Origin of the sequence: Marinactinospora rubrisoli (assembly GCF_042664915.1) — a bacterium.
GTDB lineage: Bacteria > Actinomycetota > Actinomycetes > Streptosporangiales > Streptosporangiaceae > Marinitenerispora > Marinitenerispora rubrisoli.
In genome coordinates this window covers 348,976-374,046 of record NZ_JBHTBH010000003.1, presented here as the reverse complement: position 1 = coordinate 374,046, position 25,071 = coordinate 348,976, and the positions used below count along the sequence as shown (strand labels likewise).

The 25,071-nt window shown below is 71.8% G+C and carries 22 protein-coding genes; 13 read left to right on the top strand and 9 right to left on the bottom strand.

The features are described 5' to 3' along the window. Positions 1–5 precede the first annotated feature (5 nt). From treS to glgB, 3 genes are all read left to right on the top strand, one after another. Positions 6–1,859, top strand: coding sequence for a maltose alpha-D-glucosyltransferase (gene treS / locus ACFQRF_RS08460; protein ID WP_379870433.1), 1,854 nt, complete (start codon positions 6–8; stop codon positions 1,857–1,859). Positions 1,860–1,902: 43 nt separating this feature from the next. Continuing rightward, positions 1,903–3,294 carry a maltokinase N-terminal cap-like domain-containing protein gene (locus ACFQRF_RS08455; protein WP_379870242.1) on the top strand — a complete coding sequence of 464 codons (1,392 nt, stop codon included), beginning with the start codon at positions 1,903–1,905 and terminating at the stop codon, positions 3,292–3,294. Between the two features lie 550 nt (positions 3,295–3,844). Further along, the gene (gene glgB / locus ACFQRF_RS08450) at positions 3,845–6,106 is read left to right on the top strand and encodes a 1,4-alpha-glucan branching protein GlgB (protein WP_379870241.1); all 2,262 of its coding nucleotides are present in this window, start codon (positions 3,845–3,847) and stop codon (positions 6,104–6,106) included. On the opposite strand, the gene ACFQRF_RS08445 is transcribed toward glgB, so the two are convergent. Further along, positions 6,043–6,426: an ATP-binding protein gene (locus tag ACFQRF_RS08445; protein WP_379870239.1), complete on the bottom strand. Its 384-nt coding sequence runs from the start codon at positions 6,424–6,426 to the stop codon at positions 6,043–6,045. The two genes, glgB and ACFQRF_RS08445, sit on opposite strands and share 64 nt — an antisense overlap. Before the next feature lie 303 nt (positions 6,427–6,729). Between ACFQRF_RS08445 and ACFQRF_RS08440 the strand changes: the two genes are divergently transcribed. Together ACFQRF_RS08440 and ACFQRF_RS08435 are read left to right on the top strand one after the other, a co-directional pair. Then, complete coding sequence (locus ACFQRF_RS08440) at positions 6,730–7,596, top strand: helix-turn-helix domain-containing protein (protein WP_379870237.1); 867 nt, start codon at positions 6,730–6,732, stop codon at positions 7,594–7,596. Between the two features lie 12 nt (positions 7,597–7,608). Further along, positions 7,609–7,866: a DUF397 domain-containing protein gene (locus tag ACFQRF_RS08435; RefSeq protein ID WP_379870236.1), complete on the top strand. Its 258-nt coding sequence runs from the start codon at positions 7,609–7,611 to the stop codon at positions 7,864–7,866. An 86-nt stretch (positions 7,867–7,952) separates the two neighbouring features. On the opposite strand, the gene ACFQRF_RS08430 is transcribed toward ACFQRF_RS08435, so the two are convergent. Continuing rightward, entirely contained in the window at positions 7,953–8,636 is a 684-nt protein-coding gene (locus ACFQRF_RS08430) for a hypothetical protein (protein ID WP_379870235.1), read from the bottom strand. 97 nt (positions 8,637–8,733) lie between these two features. On the opposite strand from ACFQRF_RS08430, the gene ACFQRF_RS08425 reads away from it, so the two are divergent. The 3 genes from ACFQRF_RS08425 (at position 8,734) to ACFQRF_RS08415 (ending at position 12,299) form a co-directional block, all read left to right on the top strand. Continuing rightward, positions 8,734–9,939 carry a glycoside hydrolase family 18 protein gene (locus ACFQRF_RS08425; RefSeq protein ID WP_379870233.1) on the top strand — a complete coding sequence of 402 codons (1,206 nt, stop codon included), beginning with the start codon at positions 8,734–8,736 and terminating at the stop codon, positions 9,937–9,939. A 111-nt stretch (positions 9,940–10,050) separates the two neighbouring features. Beyond that, on the top strand, positions 10,051–11,781 hold the full coding sequence (gene sppA / locus ACFQRF_RS08420) for a signal peptide peptidase SppA (RefSeq protein WP_379870231.1): 1,731 nt from the start codon (positions 10,051–10,053) through the stop codon (positions 11,779–11,781). Between the two features lie 53 nt (positions 11,782–11,834). Further along, complete coding sequence (locus ACFQRF_RS08415) at positions 11,835–12,299, top strand: flavin reductase family protein (protein ID WP_379870432.1); 465 nt, start codon at positions 11,835–11,837, stop codon at positions 12,297–12,299. A gap of 375 nt (positions 12,300–12,674) precedes the next feature. Here the strand turns inward: ACFQRF_RS08415 and ACFQRF_RS08410 are convergent, their stop codons facing one another. The 6 genes from ACFQRF_RS08410 to ACFQRF_RS08385 form a co-directional block, all read right to left on the bottom strand. Further along, complete coding sequence (locus ACFQRF_RS08410; protein WP_379870230.1) at positions 12,675–13,583, bottom strand: ABC transporter substrate-binding protein; 909 nt, start codon at positions 13,581–13,583, stop codon at positions 12,675–12,677. A 74-nt stretch (positions 13,584–13,657) separates the two neighbouring features. After that, positions 13,658–14,338, bottom strand: a complete 681-nt coding sequence (locus tag ACFQRF_RS08405; RefSeq protein ID WP_379870228.1) for an ABC transporter permease — start codon at positions 14,336–14,338, stop codon at positions 13,658–13,660. Next, on the bottom strand, positions 14,335–15,030 hold the full coding sequence (locus ACFQRF_RS08400; RefSeq protein WP_379870227.1) for an ABC transporter permease: 696 nt from the start codon (positions 15,028–15,030) through the stop codon (positions 14,335–14,337). Before ACFQRF_RS08400 ends, ACFQRF_RS08405 begins: the two co-directional genes overlap by 4 nt. Beyond that, positions 15,023–16,174 carry an ABC transporter ATP-binding protein gene (locus ACFQRF_RS08395; RefSeq protein WP_379870225.1) on the bottom strand — a complete coding sequence of 384 codons (1,152 nt, stop codon included), beginning with the start codon at positions 16,172–16,174 and terminating at the stop codon, positions 15,023–15,025. Before ACFQRF_RS08395 ends, ACFQRF_RS08400 begins: the two co-directional genes overlap by 8 nt. 112 nt (positions 16,175–16,286) lie before the next feature. Then, positions 16,287–16,955: an HAD family hydrolase gene (locus ACFQRF_RS08390; RefSeq protein ID WP_379870223.1), complete on the bottom strand. Its 669-nt coding sequence runs from the start codon at positions 16,953–16,955 to the stop codon at positions 16,287–16,289. Between the two features lie 73 nt (positions 16,956–17,028). Next, positions 17,029–17,784, bottom strand: a complete 756-nt coding sequence (locus ACFQRF_RS08385) for an NUDIX hydrolase (RefSeq protein ID WP_379870222.1) — start codon at positions 17,782–17,784, stop codon at positions 17,029–17,031. 140 nt (positions 17,785–17,924) lie between these two features. Between ACFQRF_RS08385 and nadA the strand changes: the two genes are divergently transcribed. Both nadA and ACFQRF_RS08375 read left to right on the top strand, forming a co-directional pair. Beyond that, positions 17,925–18,923, top strand: coding sequence for a quinolinate synthase NadA (gene nadA / locus ACFQRF_RS08380; protein WP_379870220.1), 999 nt, complete (start codon positions 17,925–17,927; stop codon positions 18,921–18,923). Between the two features lie 247 nt (positions 18,924–19,170). Continuing rightward, entirely contained in the window at positions 19,171–20,580 is a 1,410-nt protein-coding gene (locus ACFQRF_RS08375) for a hypothetical protein (RefSeq protein ID WP_379870218.1), read from the top strand. Between the two features lie 91 nt (positions 20,581–20,671). Here ACFQRF_RS08375 and ACFQRF_RS08370 read toward each other — a convergent pair whose 3' ends face one another. Then, complete coding sequence (locus tag ACFQRF_RS08370; protein WP_379870216.1) at positions 20,672–21,280, bottom strand: TetR family transcriptional regulator; 609 nt, start codon at positions 21,278–21,280, stop codon at positions 20,672–20,674. A gap of 583 nt (positions 21,281–21,863) precedes the next feature. Here ACFQRF_RS08370 and ACFQRF_RS08365 point away from each other — a divergent pair. The 3 genes from ACFQRF_RS08365 to ACFQRF_RS08355 all read left to right on the top strand — a co-directional run bounded on the left by ACFQRF_RS08365 (position 21,864) and on the right by ACFQRF_RS08355 (position 25,011). Continuing rightward, entirely contained in the window at positions 21,864–23,141 is a 1,278-nt protein-coding gene (locus tag ACFQRF_RS08365; protein WP_379870215.1) for a glycosyltransferase family 4 protein, read from the top strand. Between the two features lie 107 nt (positions 23,142–23,248). Next, positions 23,249–23,941, top strand: a complete 693-nt coding sequence (locus tag ACFQRF_RS08360; protein ID WP_379870213.1) for a class I SAM-dependent methyltransferase — start codon at positions 23,249–23,251, stop codon at positions 23,939–23,941. Then, on the top strand, positions 23,938–25,011 hold the full coding sequence (locus ACFQRF_RS08355; RefSeq protein ID WP_379870211.1) for a prenyltransferase: 1,074 nt from the start codon (positions 23,938–23,940) through the stop codon (positions 25,009–25,011). The genes ACFQRF_RS08360 and ACFQRF_RS08355 overlap by 4 nt, the downstream gene beginning before the upstream one ends. The last annotated feature ends 60 nt before the right edge of the window (positions 25,012–25,071 follow it).

The following is a 25,071-nucleotide window of genomic DNA, read 5'->3' as shown; positions in this document are numbered from 1 at the left end:
CCCTTGTGGCCGTACCCGACACCTTCACCCATGAGAAGCCGCGCGATCCGTACTGGTACAAGCACGCGGTCTTCTACGAGGTGCTCGCCAGGGGATTCTACGATTCCAACGGCGACGGCACCGGCGATCTCCGCGGCCTGATCGAGAAGCTCGACTACCTCGAATGGCTGGGGATCGACTGCATCTGGCTGCTGCCGCTGTACGAGTCGCCACTGCGCGACGGCGGCTACGACATCGCCGACTACATGAAGATCCTGCCGGAGTTCGGGCAGATCGCCGACTTCGTGGAGCTCGTCGAGCAGGCGCACAAGCGCGGGATCCGCGTCATCGCCGACCTCGTCATGAACCACACGAGCGACCAGCACCCCTGGTTCAAGGCCTCGCGTGAGGACCCCGACGGCCCCTACGGCGACTTCTACGTCTGGTCCGACACCACGGAGCGCTACTCCGACGCCCGCATCATCTTCGTGGACACCGAGCAGTCCAACTGGACCTACGACGAGGTGCGCGGCCAGTACTACTGGCACCGCTTCTTCTCCCACCAGCCGGACCTCAACTTCGAGAACCCGGCGGTCCAGGAGGCGATCCTGGAGGTGCTGCGCTTCTGGCTCGACCTCGGCATCGACGGTTTCCGCCTCGACGCCGTGCCCTACCTGTACGAGCGCGAGGGGACCAACTGCGAGAACCTCAAGGAGACGCACGAGTTCCTCAAGCGGATCCGGGCCGAGGTCGACCGGCTCTACCCCGACCGCGTACTGCTGAGCGAGGCCAACCAGTGGCCCTCGGACGTCGTCGACTACTTCGGCGACTTCGAGTCCGGCGGCGACGAGTGCCACATGAACTTCCATTTCCCGCTGATGCCGCGGATGTTCATGGCGGTGCGCCGCGAGCAGCGGTACCCGATCTCGGAGATCCTGGCCCAGACCCCGGAGATCCCGCGCAACTGTCAGTGGGCGATCTTCCTGCGCAACCACGACGAGCTGACCTTGGAGATGGTCACCGACGAGGAGCGCGACTACATGTACTCCGAGTACGCCAAGGACCCGCGGATGCGCGCGAACGTGGGGATCCGCCGGCGGCTCGCCCCACTGCTCGACAACGACCAGAACCAGATCGAGCTGTTCACCGCGCTGCTGCTCTCGCTGCCCGGATCGCCGGTGCTCTACTACGGCGACGAGATCGGCATGGGCGACAACATCTGGCTCGGCGACCGTGACGCCGTACGCACCCCCATGCAGTGGACGTCGGACCGCAACGCCGGGTTCTCCCGGTGCGACCCGGCCCGGCTCTACCTGCCGCTGATCATGGACCCGGTGTACGGCTACCAGGCGCTCAACGTCGAGGCGCAGCGCGACAACCCCAGTTCGCTGCTGAACTGGACCCGCAAGATGATCCAGATCCGCAAGCGGCACCCGGTGTTCGGCACGGGCGACTTCACCGAACTGCACGCGAGCAACCCGAGCGTGCTGGCGTTCGTGCGGGAGTACGGCGACGACCGGATGCTGTGCGTGAACAACCTCTCGCGGTTCCCCCAGCCGGTGGAGCTGGACCTGCGCCGGTTCCGCGGGGTCACGCCGATCGAGTGCACCGGCGGCGTGCAGTTCCCCGCCATCGGGGAGCTGCCGTACCTGCTGACCATGCCCGGCCACGGCTTCTACTGGTTCCAGCTCCCGCCGCGCGCCGGGGCCGACGGCATCGACCAGGCCGGGACCGCGATCCCGGTCCCGCCCGCCTCGGACGCGGCCACGGCGCCCCCGCCTAGCGACGCCGCTCTCGCGTCGGCGATGGACGGGGACGAGACGGCGAGCCCGATCCCGGGCAGCCAGGGGCCCGGGTCCGCCGCCCCCGGCCGGGCCTGATCACGAGGGAGCGGACCGAACAGGAACACAGGGACACAGCACGATGACCCAGCTTGAGGAGCTTCTGGCCACCTGGATGCCGCAGCAGCGCTGGTTCGCGGGGAAGGGGCTGCCCGTCGACGCCGTCACGGTCGAGGAGCAGCACCATCTCATCCCCGGCGTGCCCGGACTGCGGGCGCTGGTGGTCGCCGTCGGCCAGGGAGGCGTGGCCGACCGCTATCAGGTGCTCCTCGGGCTGCGGCGAGCGGGAACCCTCGGGGCCGAGCTGCGGCACGCCTCGATCGGCTCCTGCGAACTGCCGCTGGACGGTTCCGAGCGGATGGTCGTGCGCGACGTCTATGACGCCGCGCACGACCCCGAGCTCACCGGTCTGCTCCTGCAACGGCTGGCCGAGGACGGCACCGGCTACGCGGTGCGGTTCCGGCGGCTGCCCGGCGCGGTCATCCGGCGCGGCCTGCGCAGCCTGGTGCTCACCGGCGAGCAGTCCAACACCTCGCTCGTCTACGACGAGGAGTACATCCTCAAGGTGTTCCGCCGGCTGTGGCCCGGGCACAACCCGGACCTGGAGCTGACGGCGGCGCTCGCCGATTCGCCCTTCGTGGCCCGGCCGTTCGGCTGGATCGAGGCCGACCTGGGCGACCCGCACAGCGGCGAGCCGGTGCCGACCACACTGGCCATGCTGCAGGAGTACCTGCGCAGCGCCACCGACGGCTGGGTACTGGCGGCCACGAGTGTGCGCGACCTGTACGCCTCGCCGGAGACCCCACCGGGCGAGGCGGGAGGCGACTTCGCCGGGGAGGCCGAGCGGCTGGGCTCGGCCACCGCCGCGGTGCACCGCGATCTGGCGCGGGCGCTGCCGACCGACGTGCTGTCCCCCTCGGCGATGACCGCGATGGCCGGTGCGATGGCCGCCCGGCTGCATCGCGCCGTTCGCCAGGTCGCCGAGCTGGCCCCGTACGCCTCGGTGCTGCGGGCGGCGTTCGACGCCTTCGCGCGGCTGGACGCGCCGCTTCCGGTGCAGCGAGTGCACGGCGACTACCACCTCGGCCAGGTGGTGCGCACCGACGTGGGGTGGGTGCTTTTGGACTTCGAGGGGGAGCCGGCCGTTCCGGTCGCCGAGCGGCAGCGGCTGTCCAGCCCGCTGCGCGACGTCGCCGGGATGCTGCGTTCCTTCGACTACGCGGCGCGGTACCAGCTCATCGGGCACCCCCGGGAGCGGGAACTGGCCGGCCCGGCGCGGGCCTGGGCGCAACGCAACCGGGAGGCGTTCTCGGTCGGGTACGCCTACGGCGGAGGCATCGACCCGGAGAAGCACCAGACGGTACTGCGCGCCTTCGAGTACGACAAGGCGGTGTACGAGGTGATGTACGAGGCCCGGCACCGGCCGTCCTGGCTGCGCATCCCGTTGGACTCGATCGCCGCACTGGCGGGGTGACGCGGAGTGCGAGCCGCCGAGCCTCCGGAGCCGCCGACACCCCGGGCGGAGCCCCCTTCCGTGTCGGCGGTGGAGGGGAGCGAGGTGGCGAGCACGACCAGAAACACCACGTGCCAGCCGCCGAGCCTCCGGAGCCGCCGACACCCCGGGCGGAGCCCCCTTCCGTGTCGGCGGTGGAGGGGAGCGAGGTGGCGAGCACGACCAGAAACACCATGTGCCAGCCGCCGAGCGTCCGGAGCCGCCGATGCCCACCGCCGAAGACCCCGCGCGTCGGCGGCAGAGGGGAGCGAAGTGGCGAGCACGACCAGAAACACCACGTGCGAGCCGCCAAGCGTCCGGAACCGCCGATGCCCACCACCGAAGGCCGCCCGCATCAGCGGCACAGAACAGCAAGACAGCGAACACCACCAGAAACACCACGCGCCGGCCCGCCCCCGTACAGCCCGGCGCCCCTGTGGATGACCCGGACCGAAGCGGCCCGGCCGCCTAGGGTGACGGAAGACGGCCGGCCACGGCCGCTCCGGTCGCCTGGGACGAGGACGGAACCCTGATGGACGACGCGCTCATCGCCGAGATCGACCTGCTGCTCGCGGGCCGGCACCACGATCCGCACGGTCTGCTCGGGGCGCATCCGAGCGCCGACGGGGTGGTGGTGCGCGCGCTTCGGCCGCTCGCGTGGTCGGTGCACGCGGTGCTGGCCGACGGCAGCCGGCTGGAGCTGTCGCACCTGCACCGCGGCGTGTTCGCGGCGGTGCTCCCGGCCGGCCGCCTGCCGGCCGGCGAGGTTCCCGACTACCGGCTCGCCGTGCGGTACTCCCCCGACGAGCCGGAGCACCTGACCGACGACCCCTATCGCCACCTCCCCACGCTCGGAGAGCTCGACCTGCACCTCATCGGCGAGGGCCGTCATGAGGAGCTGTGGCGGGCGCTGGGCGCGCACACCAGGCGGTTCGGTTCGGCGCTCGGCGAGACCACCGGTACGGCCTTCGCCGTCTGGGCGCCGGCGGCGCGCGGGGTGCGCGTCATCGGCGACTTCAACCACTGGGACGGAACCGCGCACCCCATGCGCTCGCTCGGGCGTTCGGGGGTATGGGAGCTGTTCGTGCCGGGTGTCGGCGACGGCGCGCGGTACAAGTACCAGGTGCTCGGCGCCGACGACGTGTGGCGGGACAAGGCCGACCCGGTCGCCTTCGCCACCGAGACCCCGCCGGCCACGGCGTCGGTCGTTCACACGTCCTCCTACCGCTGGCGAGACAATGCGTGGCTGGCCCGGCGGGGCGACGGCGACTGGACCCGGCGTCCCATGAGCGTCTACGAGGTGCACCTCGGTTCCTGGCGGCCCGGCCTGGGCTACGAGGAACTGGCCGCCGAGCTGGTGTCCTACGTCCGCGAGGCGGGCTTCACGCACGTGGAGTTCCTCCCGGTGACCGAGCACCCGTTCGGCGGATCGTGGGGCTACCAGGTCACTTCCTACTACGCACCGACGGCCCGCTTCGGCTCGCCCGACGGGTTCCGGCGGCTCGTCGACGAGCTGCACCGCGCGGGCATCGGCGTGCTGCTCGACTGGGTACCGGCGCACTTCCCCCGAGATGAGTGGGCGCTCGCCCGGTTCGACGGCACACCGCTGTACGAGCACCCCGACCCACGCCGCGGTGAGCATCCCGACTGGGGGACGCTCATCTTCGACTACGGGCGCAACGAGGTGCGCAATTTCCTGGTCGCCAACGCGCTGTACTGGCTGGAGGAGTTCCACGTCGACGGCCTACGCGTCGACGCCGTGGCGTCCATGCTCTACCTGGACTACTCCCGGGAGTCCGGTGAGTGGGCCCCGAACCAGTACGGCGGGCGCGAGAACCTTGAGGCCATCGCCTTCCTGCAGGAGCTGAACGCCACCGCCTACCGCCGCAATCCGGGCATCACGATGATCGCCGAGGAGTCCACCGCCTGGCCGGGCGTCACGCGGCCCACCGACTCCGGCGGGCTCGGGTTCGGCTTCAAGTGGAACATGGGCTGGATGCACGACACGCTCGCCTACCTGCGCCGCGAGCCGGTGCACCGACGGCACCACCACAACGAGATCACGTTCTCTATGGTGTACGCCTACAGCGAGAACTACGTGCTGCCGCTCTCCCACGATGAGGTGGTGCACGGAAAGCGGTCACTGCTCAACAAGATGCCCGGCGACGAGTGGCAGCGCTGCGCCAACCTGCGCGCGCTTCTCGGCTACATGTGGGCGCACCCGGGCAAGCAACTGCTGTTCATGGGCGACGAGATCGCGCAGGGCGAGGAGTGGTCTCACGAGGACGGCGTGCAGTGGTGGCTGCTCGACCATCCGCACCACGCCGGTGTGCGGCGGCTGGTGGCCGACCTCAACCGCCGGTACCGCGCCGCCCCCGCGTTGTGGTCGCGCGACTGCGAACCGGGCGGCTTCACCTGGATCGACGGCGGCGACGCCGGAGGCAACACGCTCTCCTTCCTCCGCCATGGCGACGACGGCTCCGTGCTGGCGTGCCTGGTGAACTTCGCGGGCGTGCCGCACGCGGAGCGGCGCGTCGGCCTGCCATTGGCCGGTCCCTGGCGCGAGGTGCTGAACACCGACGCCACCTGCTACGGCGGGAGCGGTGTCGGGCAGCCCGGCCGCATCGAGGCCACCGCCGAGCCGTGGCACGGCCAGCCGGCGTCCGCGGTGCTGACCTACCCGCCGCTGGCCGCCGTGTGGCTCGCACCGGAGGACCCGGCGCCCTCCGGTCAGGCGGCGAGCGCGCACCAGGTGCTGTACACCGGGGCGTCCGGCGGCGCCGCGAACCCGTAGCGGCCCCGCGAACACAGCCCGATCATCGCCAGTCCGCGCCCGGCGGTGGCGAGCGGGTCGTCCAGGGAGCAGGTGAGCGGGGACGGGACGGTCGGTTCCTTCTCCCTGGGGCCGAGATCCTGGACCTCCAGGCCGACCCAGGCACGCCGCAGGTAGAGCACGGCGGTGAAGACGCCTTCCTCCTCGCCCGAGCGGGTGTGCCGGATGGCGTTGGTCGCCAGCTCGCTGGCGCAGAGCAGCAGGTCGTCCCAGACCCGCCGGGGGTAGTCGAAGTCGGCGGTACGCAGTGTGTCGGCGACGAAGTGGCGGCATGACTGCACGGCTCTTCGCTGGCCGGAGAATCCGCAGCGGCTGGTCGGGCTGCCCCACGCCGCGCTTGGATGCAATTGCATAATCGGGGGGATAACGTTGGTCAAGGTTCAGCTCCCTGGCGCGTGCAGGCGAGTTGAGCGAGGCCCTGGCCGAGTGCTGCCTTCACTCGGCCAGGGCCGCTGTTTTATGCGGTCTCGGCATGACTTCGCTGGAAGCGCTGCGTAGTCGTGTCGGCACCGCGATAGTTAGAAGTGTGCCCCGGCAGTCAGACCACGGCAACCTGTTTCGGCAGATTGCATTACCCTTTTTTCGTGAGGATCAGAGCCATGCCATCGCGCTCAGGCAGCCCCACTGTCGCACTCTGGCAGCTCGCGCGGGAGCTTCAACGACTTCGGCTCTCCCACAAGATGAACCGGTCGGAAGTCGCCAAGGTTCTCGAAGTCAACTCCGCGACGGTCGGTCGCTGGGAGTCCGCCGAGCGGGTGCCGCGGGAAAAGGAGCTGAAACAGCTCGCCCGCTACTATGAGTTGACGCCCGAAGAAATGGACGCACTGGTCGAATTGCGGCGACAAGCGGGCAAACGTGGCTGGTGGCAGTCCTACGACCTCGGCCAGCGGTACGGCACGTTCATCGGCCTGGAGGCCGACGCCTCGGAGATCGAGATCTACGAGAGCAGCATCATCACCGGACTGCTGCAGACCGAGGACTACGCCCGTGAGGTCATCCGCGGCACGCTCCCGCGGGGCGATCCGACGTCGGTGGAGCAGGAGGTCGAGGTCCGGCTCGCGCGGCAGCGCCGCTTCCAGAGCGAGTCCGACTGCCACCTCTGGGTGATCATGGGCGAGGCCGCGCTGCGGCAACTCGTCGGCGACCGCAAGGTGATGCGGGACCAGTTGAGCCATCTTCTGGAGCTAATGGAGCACCCCAGAATTACCCTGCAAGTCATCCCCTTTACTGCCGGTGTCCACGTTGGTATGCCTTTGCCCAGTTTCATGATCATGCGGTTGGCTGATTATGGCCTGACAACGGTCTACGTGGAGGGGAACAGCAGTAACCTCTTCCTCGAAACGGAAACTGATGTTGCCAGGCACGATGCTCTTTTCAACCAACTGCGCCTCGCGGGCGTCGGCGCGGACCTGGCACGTTCCTTGATGAGCGGCATCATCAGGGAGCTGTAAGGAGAGTGGCGAATGACGACGAATCCCTCATCGCGGCACATGAATCTCAATTCATGGCGGAAGTCCACCTACAGCGCGGGAGGGGGTGCATGCGTTGAAATTGGGCATTTCACGCCGGAAATCCGCTCATCCGACCACTCGCCCGCTTCCCGGCGGGCCGCCTTTGCCTGCGGAGTCCGCGACTCCCGAACACCGCGCCAGGGCGCGCTCTACTTCGCCTCGGGCGAGTGGTCCGCGTTCCTCGTGTCGGTCAAGAGCGGACTCCTCTGACCGGGCCGGGACACGCCGCAGGCGCCGGTCACGGCCGGCGCCTGCCCCGCACCGCCGCCGGCCGGACCGCCGGTTCCCGGCGCGGGTCAGTCGTTGTAGGCCGTGACGTCCATGGAGGCCGCGATCTGGTCGTAGACGGCCGCGTACTGCGCGTCCACCGACCAGACGTACACCGCGACGTCGCTCTTGGGCAAGAACCAGAGCCGCACCTCGAACGTCTCGTCGTTCTCGCAGGTCACCGTCCACACCGAGTGGTGCGATTTCAGGCCGTCGGCGTGCTCGGTGAAGTCGGCGACGTCCTGGGTCGCCGACGCGATCCCCACGTCCCCCGCCTCGGCCGTGGAAAGGCTGCGGCAGGCGTCCGGCCGGGCGGCCCAGCCGTCGTCCTGGTTGAAGGCGTCGCCCCGTTTCGGCCAGTTGTCATCGTCCCGCTGCGCGGCGTGCGGGCGCACCTGAACCGCGCCGTACCCGCACTCGTCCTGCCCCGGCGGCCGGATGCAGAGCATCCCGTCGGCCTCCGAGGCCTCCCATCCATCCGGAACGCCGATTTCCACGCCCTCGATGTCGGTGGGGGCCAGTTCGTCGGCCGCCGGGGCCTCCACGGCGGGCACCGCCCCGCCGTACGTGGCGTCCGGGCTCGGTCCACCCTCCAGGGCGGCGGTGTCGACGGAGTCACCGCCGCATCCGGTCACCGCAAGCAGCATGGCGGCCAGGGCCGCGAGGCCGGGGGTGAACGCCTTGAACCGCGATCGGCCGGGCGTGCCAGACATGCGATTCCCTTCTCACTGGAGCTTGACCTCACCGACGATAGCGGGCGAATCTGGCGTTCCGCGCCACACCCGTCCGAAGGCGAGAGGACACACCGAGGTGCGATTCGTCGGCTATTTCCCGCAATGGGGTATCTACGACCGCCATTACTTCGTCCGGGACGTGCACTCCAGCGGACAGGCCGCCCGGCTCACCCACCTCACCTACGCGTTCGGCGAGCTGGACGAGAGCGGCCGGTGCGTCATGACCGAGGAGGGCACCGGCGACGCCTGGGCCGACTACCAGCGCCGGTTCTCCGCCTCGGAGAGCGTCGACGGACGGGCGGACAAGTACGAACAGCCGCTGGCCGGCAACCTCAACCAGCTCCGCAAGCTCAAGGCCCGGCATCCGCGACTCAAGATCGGCATCTCGTTCGGCGGGTGGAACGCCGCACGTTACTTCTGCAACGCGGCCCTGACCCCGGAGTCCCGGGCCGCGTTCGCGTCGTCGGCCATTTCGCTGTACTTCGACGGCGACCTTCCCGTCACCGGGGGCGAGCCCCAGGGTGGTCCGGGCGTGGCCGCCGGGATCTTCGACCTCATCGACTTCGCCTGGGAGTGGCCGGGCTGCGGCGGCACCGATCGCCACGGTGACGCCTCCGGCGTGGCCGACCGGCACGACTTCACCCTGTTGCTCGCCGAGACCCGACGGCAGCTGGACGCCTTCACCCGGCGCACCGGGCGCCCGGTACAGATGAGCGCCTACCTGCCGGCCGACCGGGAGCGGGTGGCGGCCGGCATCGAGCCGGAGATCTTCCGCTACCTCGACTTCGGCATCGTCCAAGGGCACGACTTCCACGGCGACTGGTCCCTCACCACCAACCACGCCTCCCAGCTCTACACTCCGCCGGACGACCCGTCCCCCGACCGGCTGAGCGTGGACGCCGGGGTGCTCAACTACCTGGAGATGGGCGTGCCACCGGCCAAGCTCCTGGTGGGGATTCCCGGATCCGGCCGCGGCTGGCGGGGCGTCCCGGACAAGCAGAACGGGCTGTACCAGCAGGCCCGCGCCATCGCGTCCGGCGCCCTCGGGCCGGGTAGCGAGGAGTACCGGTCGCTGGCCCGGCGCCCCGGGGAGCGGTTCCGGGACGACGAGTACGGGGCACAGTGGCTCTACGACGGCGACGAGTTCTGGAGCTACGACGATCCGCAGCTCGTCCGGCAGAAGGCCGCCTACGCCAAGGACCTCGGCCTGGGCGGGCTGAGCCTGTGGTCGCTGGAGAACGACGACGCGCAAGGCTCCCTGGTGCGGGCCATGCACGGTTAGGGACAGGGGACGTCTTCCGGGGCGCCGGCGCGCGGCCGGAAGGCGCGGCCCCCTGTCCACAGCTCCGGACGGCGACCGGCGGCCGTACCCGCCAGCCACTAGCCTGTGGGCATGGTGGATGTGGGGAAGCTGATCGCGCCCGTCACGGAGGCACGGCAGCGGCGCACCGCGCCGCTCGTGCTCGAACTCGACCTGACCGAGGGCCTGTCCGACGAGACCCCCGGCGACCCGCTGGGTCAGATCATGGCGATGCGGCGGCACCGTATCGCCGACGTCGCCGAGGGCCTTCGCCGGGCGGCCCGCGATCCCCGGGTCAAGGCGCTCGTGGCGCGGATCGGCGGTCAGCCGCTCGGGTTCGCGCGGGTGCAGGAGCTGCGCGCCGCCGTCGCCGCGTTCCGCCGGTCCGGCAAGCCGACCGTGGCGTGGAGCGAGTCGTTCGGCGAGTTCGGTCCGGGCACCGTTCCCTACTACCTCGCCGGCGCCTTCGAGGAGATCGTGCTCCAGCCGTCGGGCACGGTGGGGCTTACCGGCATCAGCGTCACCAACCGGTTCTTCCGCGACGCCGTCGACAAGCTGGGCGTGGAGTACGAGGTGGGCGCCCGGCACGAGTACAAGACCGCCGTCAACACCATGACGGAACGCGGGTTCACCGAGGCGCACCGCGAGGCCACCGGGCGCATCGTGGAGTCACTGACCGAACAGATCGTCGAGGGGATCGCGCAGAGCCGCGGCCGCACGCCCGACGAGGTGCGGGCGCTCATCGACCGCGGCCCCTTCCTCGCCGCCGAGGCGCTGGAGAACGGCCTGGTCGACCGGCTCGGCTACCGCGACGAGGCGTACGCCGAGCTGCTCGGCAGATTCCGGCCGGCCGGCCACCGCACCGCGCCCCGGCCGCGCCTGCAGTACGTCGCCCGCTACCACCGCGCCCAGTCGCTGGCCGGCCGGGTCCCGGCGGTGCCGCGCGGCCGCCACCACGTGGCGCTCATCTCCGGGGTGGGCCAGATCGTGTCCGGCCGCAGCCGGCGCTCGCCGCTGGGCGGCGGCAGCGCCATGGGCGCCGACACCGTCACCGCGGCGTTCCGCGCCGCCCGGCGTGACCCGCACGTGCGGGCGGTGGTGTTCCGGGTGGACAGCCCGGGCGGCTCCTACATCGCCTCGGACGCCATCTGGCGCGAGGTGACGCTCACTCGCGAGGCCGGGACCCCGGTGGTCGTCTCCATGGGCGACGTGGCGGGCTCCGGTGGCTACTTCGTGGCCCTGGGCGCCGACCTCATCGTGGCGCAGCCGGGGACTCTCACCGGCTCCATCGGGGTCTTCAGTGGCAAGGCGGTGCTCTCGGGGCTGCTGCACCGGCTCGGCGTGTCCACCGAATCCATCGATGCCGGGGCGCACGCCGGCATGTTCCACAGCGACCGGGGCTTCACCGAGTCGGAGTGGGAACGCGTCAACGCGATGCTGGACCACATCTACGACGACTTCACCGGCAAGGTCGCACAGGCCCGCGGCATGAGCCGGGAGCGCGTGCACGAGCTGGCCCGCGGCCGGGTGTGGACCGGCCGCGACGCGGCCGCGAACGGACTGGTCGACGCGCTCGGCGGCGTCGAGACCGCCGCCCGGCTCGCGCGGGAGAAGGCCGGCCTGCCTCCGCAGGCGCCACTGCGCCACTTCCCGCGCCCCAACCCGCTGGAGCGGCTGGTGCCGGCCGAGTCGAGCGAGGACCGCACGGCCGCGCTGGCGCGGCTGCGGCTGAGCTCGTGGGGACCGCTGGCCGACCTGTCGGCCCGCCTCGGCCTGCCCGCCGTTGGGCCGCTGGTGGTTCCGGGCACCTGGGAGATCCGGTGACGCCGGAGCCGCCCCCGGCCGGGGCGTTCGCCACCGCGGAGTTCACCGAGACGATGGCGCGGTTCGCCACCGGGGTCACCGTGGTGACGGTCCGGGACGATCGCGACGACATCGGCAGCACGGTCAACGCGTTCGCGTCCATATCGGCCGACCCACCGATCGTCATGGTGAGCGTGCGCGTCGAGAGCTACCTGGCCGAGGTCATCGATCGCCAGAAGCGGTTCGCGGTGAACGTCCTCGGCGCACAGCACAAGGCCATCGCGGGGAGGTTCGCCGCCGAAGGCCGGCCCAGCGCCCGGCTGCTGCTGGCGGGCGAGCCGCACCACCGCGGGACGCATTCGGGCGCGCTGGTCCTGGACACCGCCATCGCGGCGCTGGAGTGCACGGTGGAGCAGCGGATCCCGGCCGGAGACCACGTGGTCTACCTCTCCGGCGTCGACGCGCTGCCCACGGTCGGCGGGCTCCAGGTGGACACATCACCGCTGCTGCGGTACGGCGGCCGGTACCGCACGTTGTGAGCAAACGGGGCCGACGACCGCCTGAACTCCGGTACTCTGCGTCACGCGGGTTACCGATCGCGAGTTCGGCCTGCCGGAGATGACACCTTGTTACAGCTCGCCGGCTAGTTCATTCTCACGGCAAAGCAGGCTGCAATGTAGTCATGGACGGCATTATGACCTTCCTGGGGATCATCGCCGTGGGGCTCGTACTCGCCGCGATCCTGTGACCGAGCCGTAGCGGCTCACGCAACCGGACACCCTCACCCGCCCACCGCCCGCCCACCGAGGAGAGCCGTGGGCGGCTTCGTTTCACCCTGCGTCGCGAACCCGCCGAACACGGCCGTCCCGCGAGCGGGCGGTGCGCAATGTGCCGGATGGTTCCGGCCGCGCCGGTCAGACGAGCCCGACCGACTCCAGCCAGTCGGCGGCCACCGCGTCGGGGTCCTCGTGGTCGACGCTGACCCGCTCGTTGAGATCGGTGAGGGTGTCGGTGGTCAGCTCCGCCGACACCGCGTTCAGCGCCTCGCGGGCGGTGTCGTTCACGGCGTCGGAGTAGATGAGCGGGGTCACGTTCTGCGAACCGAAGAGGTTCTCGGGGTCTTCCAGCACCACGAAGTCGTTCGCGGCGATCGCCGGGTCGGTGGTGAACAGGTTGGCCACCTGGATGTCGCCGTCGGACAGCGCCTGCGGCACCAGGGTGGAGTCCAGCGACCGGAACTCCCCGAACGACAGGCCGTAGGTCTCCTGCAGCCCCAGCACCCCCTGTGCCCGTGTCTCGAACTCCGCGGGGCCGCCCAGGACGAGGTCGCCGGCCACCGGTTCGAGGTCGGCGATGGCCGTCAGGTCGTGCTCCTGCGCGGTCTCCCGGGTGACGGTGAGCGAGTCCTTGTTCTGGGCCGCGGAGGAGTCGAGGATCTCCAGGCCGTCGGGCAGCAGTTCACGGACCTGCTCGTTGGTCTCCTCGGTGCCGCCGGAAGTGGCCTCGGGGTCGAGGTGCAGCAGGACCGCGCCGTTGTACTCGGGGAACACCGACAGGTTCCCCGATTCGATCTGGTCGTAGTAGACCTCGCGGCTGCCGATGCCGAACCGGGTCTCCACCGGTACGCCGGCGTTCTCCAGGGCCTGGGCGTAAATGTTGCCGAGCAGGGTGCTCTCGGGGAAGTCGGCCGAGCCGACCACCACCGCGTCGGGATCACCGCCCCCACCGTCACCCCCCTCGGCGTAGGGGTCGGAGCCGCCGCAGGAGGCGAGCAGCAGCAGAATCGGGACACCGGCGATCGCGAGTCGGGTGGATGTGCGCATGGGATCCTCGTTTCGTCTTTCCCGTTCGTTCACCACGGCGGACTGCTTCCCCGTGGGGAGATCGGACAGCGGCGTCAACGGCCGGCGGGTGTGCGCTGACGCAGCCCGGGCGCCACGAGCAGCCGGCGCAGCAGGTAGAACAGCACGGCCACGAGGACCGCCAGCAGCACGACGAGCAGGGAGCCGCCGGCCACCATCTCGAACTGCCGCCGGGCCTGACCGTCGACGATGAACCGGCCGAGACCACCGATTCCGACGTAGGCGGCGATCGTGGCGGTGGAGACCACCTGGATGGCGGCGGTGCGCAGTCCCAGCAGGATGAGCGGCAGCGCGACGGGCAGTTCCAGCCGGAACAGCACCTCGTGGCCGCGCATGCCCATCCCCTGCGCCGCGTCCCGCAGTTGCGGGTCCACACCGCGGACGCCCTCGTGGGTGTTGACCAGGATCGGGGGCACCGCGAGCGCGACCAGCGCCACCATGACCGGCGCCAGCCCGATTCCCACGGCGAGCACCACGAGCATGAGCACGCCGATGGTGGGCAACGCGCGCGCGACGTTGGCCACGCTCGCGGCGAGGAACCCGCCGCGCCCGGTGTGTCCGGTGAGCAGTCCGATCGGTACCGCGATCGCCGCGGCGATGAGCAGCGCCAGGCCGGAGTAACCGACGTGCTCCAGGAACCGGGCCGGAATACCGGCCGGGCCGGTCCACTGCTGCGGCTGGGCGAGCCATTCGGTGACCGTGATCAGGAGGTTCACGCCTGCTGCCTCCGTTCCGCGCGTTCGGCGGCCTGGCCGCGGCGCGGCGTCCAGGGGGTCAGCCAGCGCTGCAGCAGCACCAGCAGGCCGTCGATGAGGAAGGCCAGTGCCACCGACAGCGTGATGCCCACCACGATCGGGGTGGCGAACTGGCGGCGGAAGCCGTCGGTGAGGATGAGCTGTCCCAGACCGCCGAGCCCGACCAGCGAGGCGATGCTCACCATGCTGATGGTGGCCACCGCCGCCACCCGCAGCCCGGCGATGACCACCGGCAGCGCCACCGGCAGTTCCACCTGGACCAGCCGGCGCAGCGGGCCGAACCCCATGGCCACGGCCGCCTGCCGGACGTGCTCGGGCACCTGCTGCAGGCCGTCCACCACGTTGGGCACGAGCACGGCCAGCGTGTAGACGGTGAGCGGGATGATCGCGGTCCATGGGCTGAAGCTGGTGTAGGGCAGCAGCAGGAAGAACAGCGCGATGGACGGGATGGCGTACAGGATGTTCACGGTGGTGAACACCGGCGGATAGAGGGCCCGCCAGCGCACGCAGGCGACGCCCACGGGGAGCGCGAGCAGCAGGCCGAGCAGAATCGGCGTGAGGGAGAGCTGGAGGTGCTCCAGGAGCCGGGTACCGATCGGGTCGGCCAGGTGGGAGGTGACCCAGTCCCAGCGGACCAGCGGCTGGTCACCCATCCTGGCCCACCGGCTCGGCGTCGGGCACGTCGTCGGTGCCGACCGACCAGATCGCCTCGCCCAGTTCGGACTGGGCGACGACGCCCACGACCGTGCCGTCCCGGGTGACGCCGACCGCGCGGCCCGCGGGCGAGAGCACGGCGGCGTCGAGCGCGGCACGCAGCGAGTCCTCCTCGACGGTGAACACGTGGCCGAAGCCGACGAGTGGGAGGTCGCCGAGGAGCGTGCCGGCGCCGGCGCCGGCGAACAGTTCGGTGCTCACCCAGCCGCGCGGGCGGCGCTGGGCGTCGACAACGAGCAGCCACGGCTCACCCGCGCCGGCCGCGGTCCGGGCGGCGGCCACCGGGGTGTCGGCGGCCAGGACGACGTCACCGCGCAGCGGCAGCGCCCGGGCGGGGAAGAAGGACAGCCTGCGGACGCCGCGGTCGAAGCCGATGAACCCTTCGACGAAGTCGTCGGCCGGTTCGGCGAGCAGGCGTTCCGGCGCCGCCGCCTGGGCGAGCCGTCCGCCGGGCCGGAACACCGCGATGGTGTCGCCGATCTTGACGGCCTCGTCGATGTCGTGGGTGACGAAGACGATGGTCTTGTGCAGCTCCTGCTGCAGCCGGAGGAGTTCGTCCTGGAGGCTGGCGCGCACCACGGGGTCGACCGCGCTGAAGGGCTCGTCCATGAGGAGCACGGGCGGGTCGGCCGCGAGCGCCCGGGCCACGCCGACGCGCTGCTGTTGACCGCCGGAGAGCTGGTGCGGGTAGCGCCCCGCCTGGTCCGGGTCCAGGCCGACCAGTTCCATGAGTTCCTGGGACCGGCGCCGGGCGCGGCGGCGGTCCCAGCCGAGCAGGTAGGGGACGGTGGCGATGTTGTCGGCCACCGTGCGGTGCGGGAACAGGCCGGCCTGCTGGATGACATAGCCGATCGAGCGGCGCAGTTCCGCCGGGTCCTGTTCGCGGACGTCGCGTCCATCGACGCGGATCTGCCCGCTGTTCGGCTCGACCATGCGGTTGATCATCCGCAGGGACGTGGTCTTTCCGCAGCCGGACGGGCCGACGAGGACCGTGGTCCGGCCGGCGGGAATCTCAAGATCCAGCTGGTCGACGGCGACAGTGCCATCGGGGTAGCGCTTGGTGACGCCATCGAACGTGATCATGGGTCTGGAATGTGTCCTCTTCGTCCGGCTTGTGAGCCGCTGAGTGGATGAGGTCGCACGTTCCCGACGCTGAACCGATCAAACTCTCTGCCGCCCCAAATAATCCTATCAACTAGGTCGGAATACCGACCTTTCCGGCCAGCCAGTCCGGTAGCTGGGCGAGTCCGTCCAGCACCACGTCGGCCTGATCCGCCTCCGGTTTCCCGGCGTGCCGGTAACCCCACAGCCCGCGCCGCAGCAGCGCGGCACGCATTCCCGCGGCCCGGGCCGGCAGCACGTCGTTGTCCAGCCGGTCACCGACGTAGAGGATCTCGTGGGGGGCGAAGCCGGAGGCGACGCGCACCCGCTCGAAGAAGGCCGGGTCGGGCTTGGCGACCCCCCACACGTCGGAGATGTACACGCCCTCCACCGGCAGGTCCATGGCGGCGAGCGCGGGCCCGGCCTGGACGGGCTGGTTGCCCGCGACGAGCACCTGCAGCCCCTGGTCGCGCAGCGCCTGGAGAGCGGGACGGACGTCGGGGTAGAGGTCGTCGGCGTCGAAGTTCTCCCGCAGCGAGTCCGGTTCCTCGGCCAGCCACGCGGCGCTCTCGGCGTCCAGGTCGAAGTCCGGCCGCACCAGACGGAAGGCGTCCACGATCTGGCGCCCCTCGGCGAGCACACCGCCGAGCAGCCCGAAGAAGGTGAGATACGGGACCCCGAGCCGGTCGGCCCACCGCGCGAAGATGCGCGTCTCGTCGACCAGGGTCTCGCCGACGTCGAACACCACGCTCCGAATCACCACGAACGGGACGCTAACACAGAGGTCCGACATCGCCCGGAGCGCCCCACGGCGGCCCGCTGGTAGCGCGACCTGCTCAGCAGCCCGACGGAGGGCGCAGGACGGCGAAGGCGTCGGTGATCTCCAGCCGCCGGGCGCGGAACCGGAACAGCGCCGCGGGGCGCCCGCCGGAGCGGCCGGAGGGGACCGACTCGCCCGTCTCCTCGATCTGCCCGCGCCGCAGCAGCACCCGGCGCAGGTTGGTGGCGGCCACGTCGTGCCCCAGCGCCGCGCGATAGTAACGCGACAGCTCCGACATGGTGAACTCCGGAGGCGCCAGCGCGAAGCCGATGTTGGTATAGGAGAGCTTGGCGCGCAGCCGACGGCGCGCGGATCCGACGATGTCGGCGTGGTCGTAGGCCATCACGGGCAGTTCGGCGGCCGGGTGCCAGCGGGTGTCCTCGGGGATGACGGGGTCGACGTCGGCGGGGACCAGGCCGAGGTAGGCGGTGGCCAGCGTGCGGCCGTAGGGGTCGCGGTCGGGGTCGCCGCGGGTCTCCAGTTGCTCCAGGTGGGTGAGGTCACGGACGTCGACCTTCTGCGCGAGCTGACGCCGGATCGACTCCCCCAGCCCCTCCCGTGGGCCGAGCCGCCCGCCCGGTAGTGCCCAGCAGTCCTCGAAGGGCGGACGGGCGCGGCGCCAGAGCAGCACGGCGAGCCGGTCCTCGCGGACGGCCAGCACCACGGCGAGCACGTCGTGGGCCGCCTGGGGGGCGGGCGCGGCCGGGCCGGCCACCGGGCCGGCCGCGGGCCGCTGGCCGATGTCGTCGAAGTGCACCCCTGTTCCTCCCATGACTCCCCATGTTAGGCTGCGCGGAGTTTTTGCCTCAAAGGCATAAACTGGGAGTGTCCGGCCGGACGCACCCGGTGGGTCCCGCGACGGCACCGCGCAGGCTTCCGGGCGAGGACCAGATCGAAGGAAGAAGTACGCACATGGCAACCGTCACCGCTGCGACGGACACGCTGACCCGGGACGAGTGGGCGGCGGAGGTCCGCCGCCTGGCGAAGGAGCGCGACGCGGTCATCCTCGCGCACAACTATCAGCGACCGGAGATCCAGGACGTCGCCGACCACACCGGCGACTCCCTCGCGCTGTCCCGCCTGGCGGCCAGCGTCGAGGCCGGCACGATCGTGTTCTGCGGCGTGCACTTCATGGCCGAGACGGCGAAGATCCTGTCCCCGGACAAGACCGTGTTGCTGCCGGAGCCCGAAGCCGGCTGTTCGCTCGCCGACACCATCACGGCCGACGACGTCCGCGCGTGGCGCGCGGAGCACCCGGAGGCCGTCGTCGTCGCCTACGTCAACACCAGCGCCGCGGTCAAGGCCGAGACGGACATCTGCTGCACCTCCTCCAACGCCGCGGACGTCATCCGCTCCATCCCGGAGGACCGCGAGATCCTGTTCCTGCCCGACCAGTTCCTCGGTGCGCACGTCCGCCGGGTGACCGGCCGGGACAACATCCACGTGTGGATGGGCGAGTGCCACGTGCACGCCGGGATCGACGGCGCCACCCTGCGCGAGCGGGTCGCGGCCGAGCCCGACGCCGAGCTGTACGTGCACCCCGAATGCGGGTGCGCGACCTCGGCCCTGTACCTGGTCGGCGCCGGCACGGTACCGCAGGAGCGGGTCAAGGTGCTGTCCACCGGCGGCATGCTCGCCGCGGCCGAGCAGACCACGGCCCGCAAGGTGCTCATCGCCACGGAGACCGGCATGCTGCACCAGCTCCGCGCCGCCAACCCGTCGACGGTGTTCGAGCCGGTGAACTCCCGCGCCGAGTGCCGGTACATGAAGATGATCACCGCCGACAAGCTGCTCACCGCGCTGCGGAACGGCACGACGGAGATCACCGTCCCCGACGACGTGGCGGCCCGCGCCCGTCGCTCGGTGGAGCGCATGGTGGAGATCGGCTCGCCGTCCCGCGGCGGCGAGTAGCCGGACGGCCGGACCGGGCTGACGGCGGCCGCCCGGTCGGCACCGGCTGGTACCGTCAGGCCCGCGGCGCCGGAGCATATCGGCCACTCGTGGGGAAGTAACAATCCCCTTCCCCTGAGGCCAGAGGTTACGGAACCCGCAGCACAGGTTCACCGAGCGTCGCTAGCGTCTCGGACAACTCCGGCGTATTTCCCAGGGCACGGCGCCGGAGGCGGGTGCATGTCGCGAATGGCACGGGGGAGGGGTCGTGACGGCGCATCGGGGATCCGGCAGACACCGCGTCGACGCCGACGTGGCGTACGCGAGGCTGCTGCGGGACGGCCGCGGGCACACCGAGTGCTACGCGGCGTTCGCGCCCGGACTGTATCAGTACTGCTGGTCGCTGCTGGGGCCGCGAATCGGCGGCCCGTCCCTGGCGGACCCCGCCGGGGAGGCAGTCCGCGAGGCCCTGCTGGCGGCGGGGGAACTCGTCGGCCGGCTCGGCGACCACGGCGACCTGCGCCCCTGGCTGTTCGCCCTCGCGCGGACGGCCTGCCAGCGGCGCGGATTCGCCCGGCGCACGCCGTACGCGGACCTGCCGGCCGTGGAGTCGGAACGTCCACTGGTGCTCACCATGCCGCGGCTGCCGCCCAGCTACCGCGAACTGCTGGAGCTGTACCTGCGCCACGGGCTGGCGCCATCGCAGATCGCCGGGATCCTCGGGCTGGACGCGGAGACCGCCGGGGAGCTGTGCCGGGCCGCGGTGCGCCGCGCCATCGACGAGCTGGCCGCGACCGCGAGCACGCCGCAGCGCCCCGGGGCGACCCAGTGGGCGCTGGTCGACGTCGTCGCGCTGCTGGAGGCGGTCGCCCCGCCCGGCCCGCCGGACCGGCTGCGGCAGGAGATCCTGGCGGACTGGACCGCGCCGGAGTGCGCCGGGGAGCGCCGTCGCCTCGCCGACCTCATGCGTCCGCTCGGACTGGACGGTTTCCCCCTGCACCGCTCCCGCGCGGGCACGGGCACCGACCGGCCGGCGGCCGGGGAGGCCGCACGCGCCACCGAGGCGGGCGAGGCGGAGACCCTCGCCCTTCCCGCGGACCGGATCACCACCGCGGACACTCCGGCGGGCGATCCGGACGAACGCGTTGCCGAGATCGCGCCCGAGCCGGACGGCTCCGCTGAGGAGGCCGAGCGGCGGCGCTGGGCGGCCCCAGCGGTCGCCGGCCTGGCCACGGTCGTGTTCGCGTTGTCGCTGTGGGGGGTGGGCGCCCTGCTGGCCGAGGGACCCTCAACGACCATCGCCGAGGTCGCGCCGTCGGAACCGGCCACGCCCGCGTCCGGAAGCCCGACCGGCGGCCGGGGCGCCCCCGACCAGCTTCCGGCCCCGCTCACCGAGTCCGGCGACGCCGGCACTCCCCACCCGAGCGGGACGCCGGACGCGGTCGCCTCCGCGGAGCCGCTGTCGGTCGAGGGCTCGACCTCCGACCGTGTCGGCACCGAACCGGCGGAACAGGGCGGCACCCCCGAAGCGCCGAGCAGCAGCCCGACGTCCTCCACCGGCCCGAGCCCCGGCACCCCCGGCGGCGGATCCGGCGACGAGACACGGCCGGGCGCGCTGGAGGAGTGGTTCGGCGGACTCGTAGGGATGTTCTCCGGCTCGGAACGCCCGGCGGAGTAGCCGGACCCGCGGCCGGCGGGTGTGCCACCGCGCGCTCGCCGGTCGCGGACGTTCCGGGGGTTCGGCGGGGAACGCGGGCCCGGCGCCCCGCTCAGAAATCGGAGAGCAGCCGCTCGGCGGCGATCTCCAGGCGTTCGCGTACCTCGTCGAGGTCCCGGCCGCCCCGCAGCGTCTCCAGCAGTTCGAAGATCCACACGCTGGCCAGCGACCCCACCAGAACGTAGGCCCGCCCGCCGCGGTCGGGGACCGGGTCGGTCTCCTCCGTGCCCGCCACCGCGTCCGTGGCGACCCGCCACAGCAGGTCGGTGATCCGGAAGCCGAGTTCGGTCTTGACCTCGGCCAGCAGCAGCGACCGGACCAGCGCGTCGGCGAGTTCGGGCTCGCGGACCAGGCCCCGGGTGGCACGCATCAGGACGTCGACCGCACGCCCGGCGGCGGAGCCGGCGGTCGGCGGCCGGCGAATGATGCTGCGTTCCAGCAGTTCCAGTTCCTCGGTGACGACCGCGACGACCAGATCCATCTTCGAGGGGAAGTACCGGTAGAGCGTGCCCAGGGCCACGCCGGCGCGCTCGGCGACGGTGCGCATCTGCATGGCCTCCACTCCGCCGCGCAACGCCAGGGCGGCGGCGGTCTGCACGATCCTCCTGCGTCGCTGGTACTGGCCGCGCTCCCGCGTCCCGATCGGCGCCTGGACCGCCACGTCGTCACTCCCCTCCTCGTCGCGCGGGCCCCCGCCTCGCGCCGACACGGCCGGCCCCGCCCGGGTGCCGCCGTGAGAACACGTTATCCAACGAAGTGCCGCGCGGGCAGGTTCAGCGGGTGTGCCGGTCGCCTCATCGACCGGTGACGGAGGCGAGGAGCGGCCGATGCGGTAGCGCCCGCGCAGCAGGCGCGAAGATCAAGTGGAATTGGTTCTATTTCGCGGCCTCCGGGCGGCTCGCCACACCCCTCGGGGCTCTGGGGGCCTGCCCAGTAAGATCCCGGGGACTGACATACGGGGAGGAAACCCGCATTATTAAACTCGCCAGTAACGTGAAGGCGCGTGCCAGCGGACGCTCCTCGGCGAGCGGGCCCGCCGCAACCGCGACGGTGCGGACGACCCGCCGCACGTCCGCGCGACCGGCGGAAGGACCGAGCGAGGTGATCTGTTGACCGTGCCGGCAGGAGACACCTCCGTGGCCGGGAACGGCCAACGGCGCCGCCGGACCCTCCCCTCTTCTCCCGACGTCCGGCGTCCCGCGCCGCCTCCCGCCCGCCCCTCCTGCCGCTGATGGGTCAACCACATGCCGCGACACGATGACCGTCCCCTGCGCATCGCCCTGCTCTCCTACCGCAGCAAACCGCACTGCGGCGGACAGGGCGTCTACGTCCGACATCTCTCCCGCGAACTCGTCGGACTCGGCCACCGGGTGCGGGTGTTCTCGGGCCAGCCCTACCCGGAGCTCGACCCGGGCGTCGAACTGGAGAAGGTGCCCAGCCTCGACCTGTACAACGACGCCCACCCGTTCCAGGCGCCGCCGGTGCGGCAGTGGCGTGACTGGATCGACGCGCTGGAGGTCGGCACGATGTGGACCGCCGGGTTCCCCGAGCCGCTGACCTTCTCCCTGCGCGCGCTGCGCGCCCTGCGCGGGCGCCGCACCGAGTTCGACGTGCTGCACGACAACCAGACCCTCGGCTACGGCCTGCTCGGGCTACAGGCGCACGGCTTCCCGCTGGTCACGACCATCCACCACCCCATCACCGTCGACCGGCGGATCGAGATCGACCAGGCCGACGGATGGCAGCGGATCTCCAAGCGGCGCTGGTACGGGTTCGTGGGCATGCAGGGCCGGGTGGCCCGCCGGGTGCGGCCGATCCTGGTGCCGTCGCGGTCCTCGGCCGAGGACGTCGCCCGCGAGTTCGGCGTGCGGCCCGCCGACATCGACGTCGTCCCGCTCGGCGTCGACAACCGCGTGTTCCGCCCGGGGCCGGCCCGGATCCCGGGCCGCATCGTCTGCGTGGCCAGCGCCGACAGCCCGCTCAAGGGCGTGGCGACCCTGCTGCGCGCGGTCGCCAAACTCGGCACCGAGCGCGACGTCTCGCTGACCGTGGTGAGCCGCCCCACCCCCGGCGGCCCCACGGACCGCCTGGTCGACGAGCTCTCGCTACGGGACCGGGTGACCTTCGTGAGCGGCCTGCCGGACGCCGAACTCGCCCGGCTGCTCGGCACGGCGGAGGTCGCGGTGGTGCCGTCCCTGTACGAGGGGTTCTCGCTCCCCGCCGTCGAGGCCATGGCCTGCGGCACGCCGCTGGTCGCCAGCCGCGCGGGCGCGCTGCCCGAGGTGGTCGGCGCGGACGGCGACGCCGGTCGCCTCGTCACGCCCGGCGACCCGGAGGAGCTGGCCGCCACCGTCGGCGCGCTGCTCGACGACCCCGCCGAACGCGCCCGCATGGGCGAGGCCGCCTGGCGGCGCGTCCAGGAGCGCTTCACCTGGCGTGCCGTGGCCTCGGCGACCGCCCGCTGTTACGCGGCGGCCATCGAGGCCGCGCAGACCCGGCCGAGCGGCCTGGGGCGCCGGTGACCGTGCGTGCCCGGGCCGCCGCCCAGCCCACCGACCCTCATCACCCCTAGGAGCCAGCGCTGATCACCGTCGACTTCTCCCTGCTTCCGGTCCGGCCCGGCGACCGCGTGCTCGACCTCGGCTGCGGCGGCGGCCGGCACGCCTTCGAGGCGTACCGGCGCGGCGGCCACGTGGTCGCCTTCGACCAGAACGAGAACGACCTCGCCGACGTCGCCGCCATGTTCGCCGCGATGCGCGCCGAGGGCGAGGCACCCGCCACAGCGGACGCCGAGACCGTCAAGGGCGACGCCCTCGACATGCCGTTCGACGACGCGTCGTTCGACCGGGTGATCGCGGCCGAGATCTTCGAGCACATCCCGCACGACACCCGGGCGATGGCCGAGCTGTACCGCGTGCTGCGGCCCGGCGGCCTCGCGGCGGTCACGGTGCCCAGCTGGCTCCCCGAACGGCTCTGCTGGGCGCTCTCGGAGGAGTACCACACCAACGAGGGCGGGCACATCCGCATCTACACCCGTGCCGAACTGGAGGCCAAGCTCAAGGCGACCGGGTTCGAGATCGGCCCGCACCACCACGCGCACGCCCTGCACACCCCGTACTGGTGGCTCAAGTGCGCCGTGGGCCCCGGGGACGACGAGCACCCCCTGGTGCGGAACTACCACCGGCTGCTCGTGTGGGACATGCTCCAGGCGCCGCGCGTCACGCGGACCGCCGAACGGCTGCTGAACCCGGTGATCGGCAAGAGCGTGGTCGTCTACCTGCGCCGTCCGCACCGCGGGACACGCTCCGGGGACGGCGGGTGAGTCCCCCGGAGCCACCGCACGTGCCCGGTGTGCTGAGTCGCGACGACGTCACCCGCTCCGCCGGATACCTCCTGGCCTGTCAGGAGCCCTCCGGCGCCATCCCGTGGTTCCGCGGCGGCCACGTCGACCCGTGGGACCATGTCGAGTGCGCCATGGCGCTGTCGGTGGCCGGGCACGTCGAGGCGGCGGAGCGCGCCTACGACTGGCTGGCCGCGGTCCAGGGGCCCGACGGCGCGTGGCCGGCCAAGATCCGCCAGGGCCGGCCGGTCCCGGGGCCCCGTGAGGCCAACCACGCCGGCTACCTCGCGGTCGGCGTGTGGCACCACCTGCTGATCACCGGCGACACCGCCTTCGCCGAACGGCTGTGGCCGGCCGTGCAGGCGGGCATCGGGTTCGTGCTCGGCCTGCGCACCGGGCGCGGGGAGATCCTGTGGGCGCGGGACGCACACGGCCGTCCCGGCGACCACGCGCTGCTGACCGGCAGCGCGAGCCTGCACCAGGCGCTGCGGTGCGCCACCGCGCTGGCCGAGCGGCTGGACCGCCCGCAGCCCGACTGGGAACTGGCCGCCGCGCGGCTCGGGCATCTGATCGCCGAGCATGAGCGGGTCTTCGCCGACCGTGGCCGGTTCTCCATGGACTGGTACTACCCGATTCTGGGCGGCGCGGTCCGCGGGGAGCGCGCCGCCGAACGGCTCCGGGAGCGCTGGGACACCTTCGTGGTGCCGGGGCTGGGGATCCGCTGCGTCAGCGACCAGCCGTGGGTGACCGGTGCCGAGACGTCCGAACTCGTGATCGCACTGGCCGCGATCGGCGAGGTCGAGCAGGCGACCCGGCTGTTCGGTGACATCCAGCACCTGCGCGACGCCGACGACGGCGCCTACTGGACCGGCTACCAGTTCGCCGAGGACGTCAACTGGCCGGTGGAGCGCAGCACGTGGACCGCCGCCGCCGTGATCCTCGCGGCGGACGCGCTGAGCGGGGCGACTCCCGGCGCCCGGGTGTTCACCGACGCGCCCGCGGACGTCACCCCCACCGACCCGGAGTCCTGCGGCTGCGCGGTCCGGGTCTGACCGGGACGGCGCGCCGCTTCAGACGCCGAAAAGCCGGATGCCGGCGGCCGCACCCTTTCG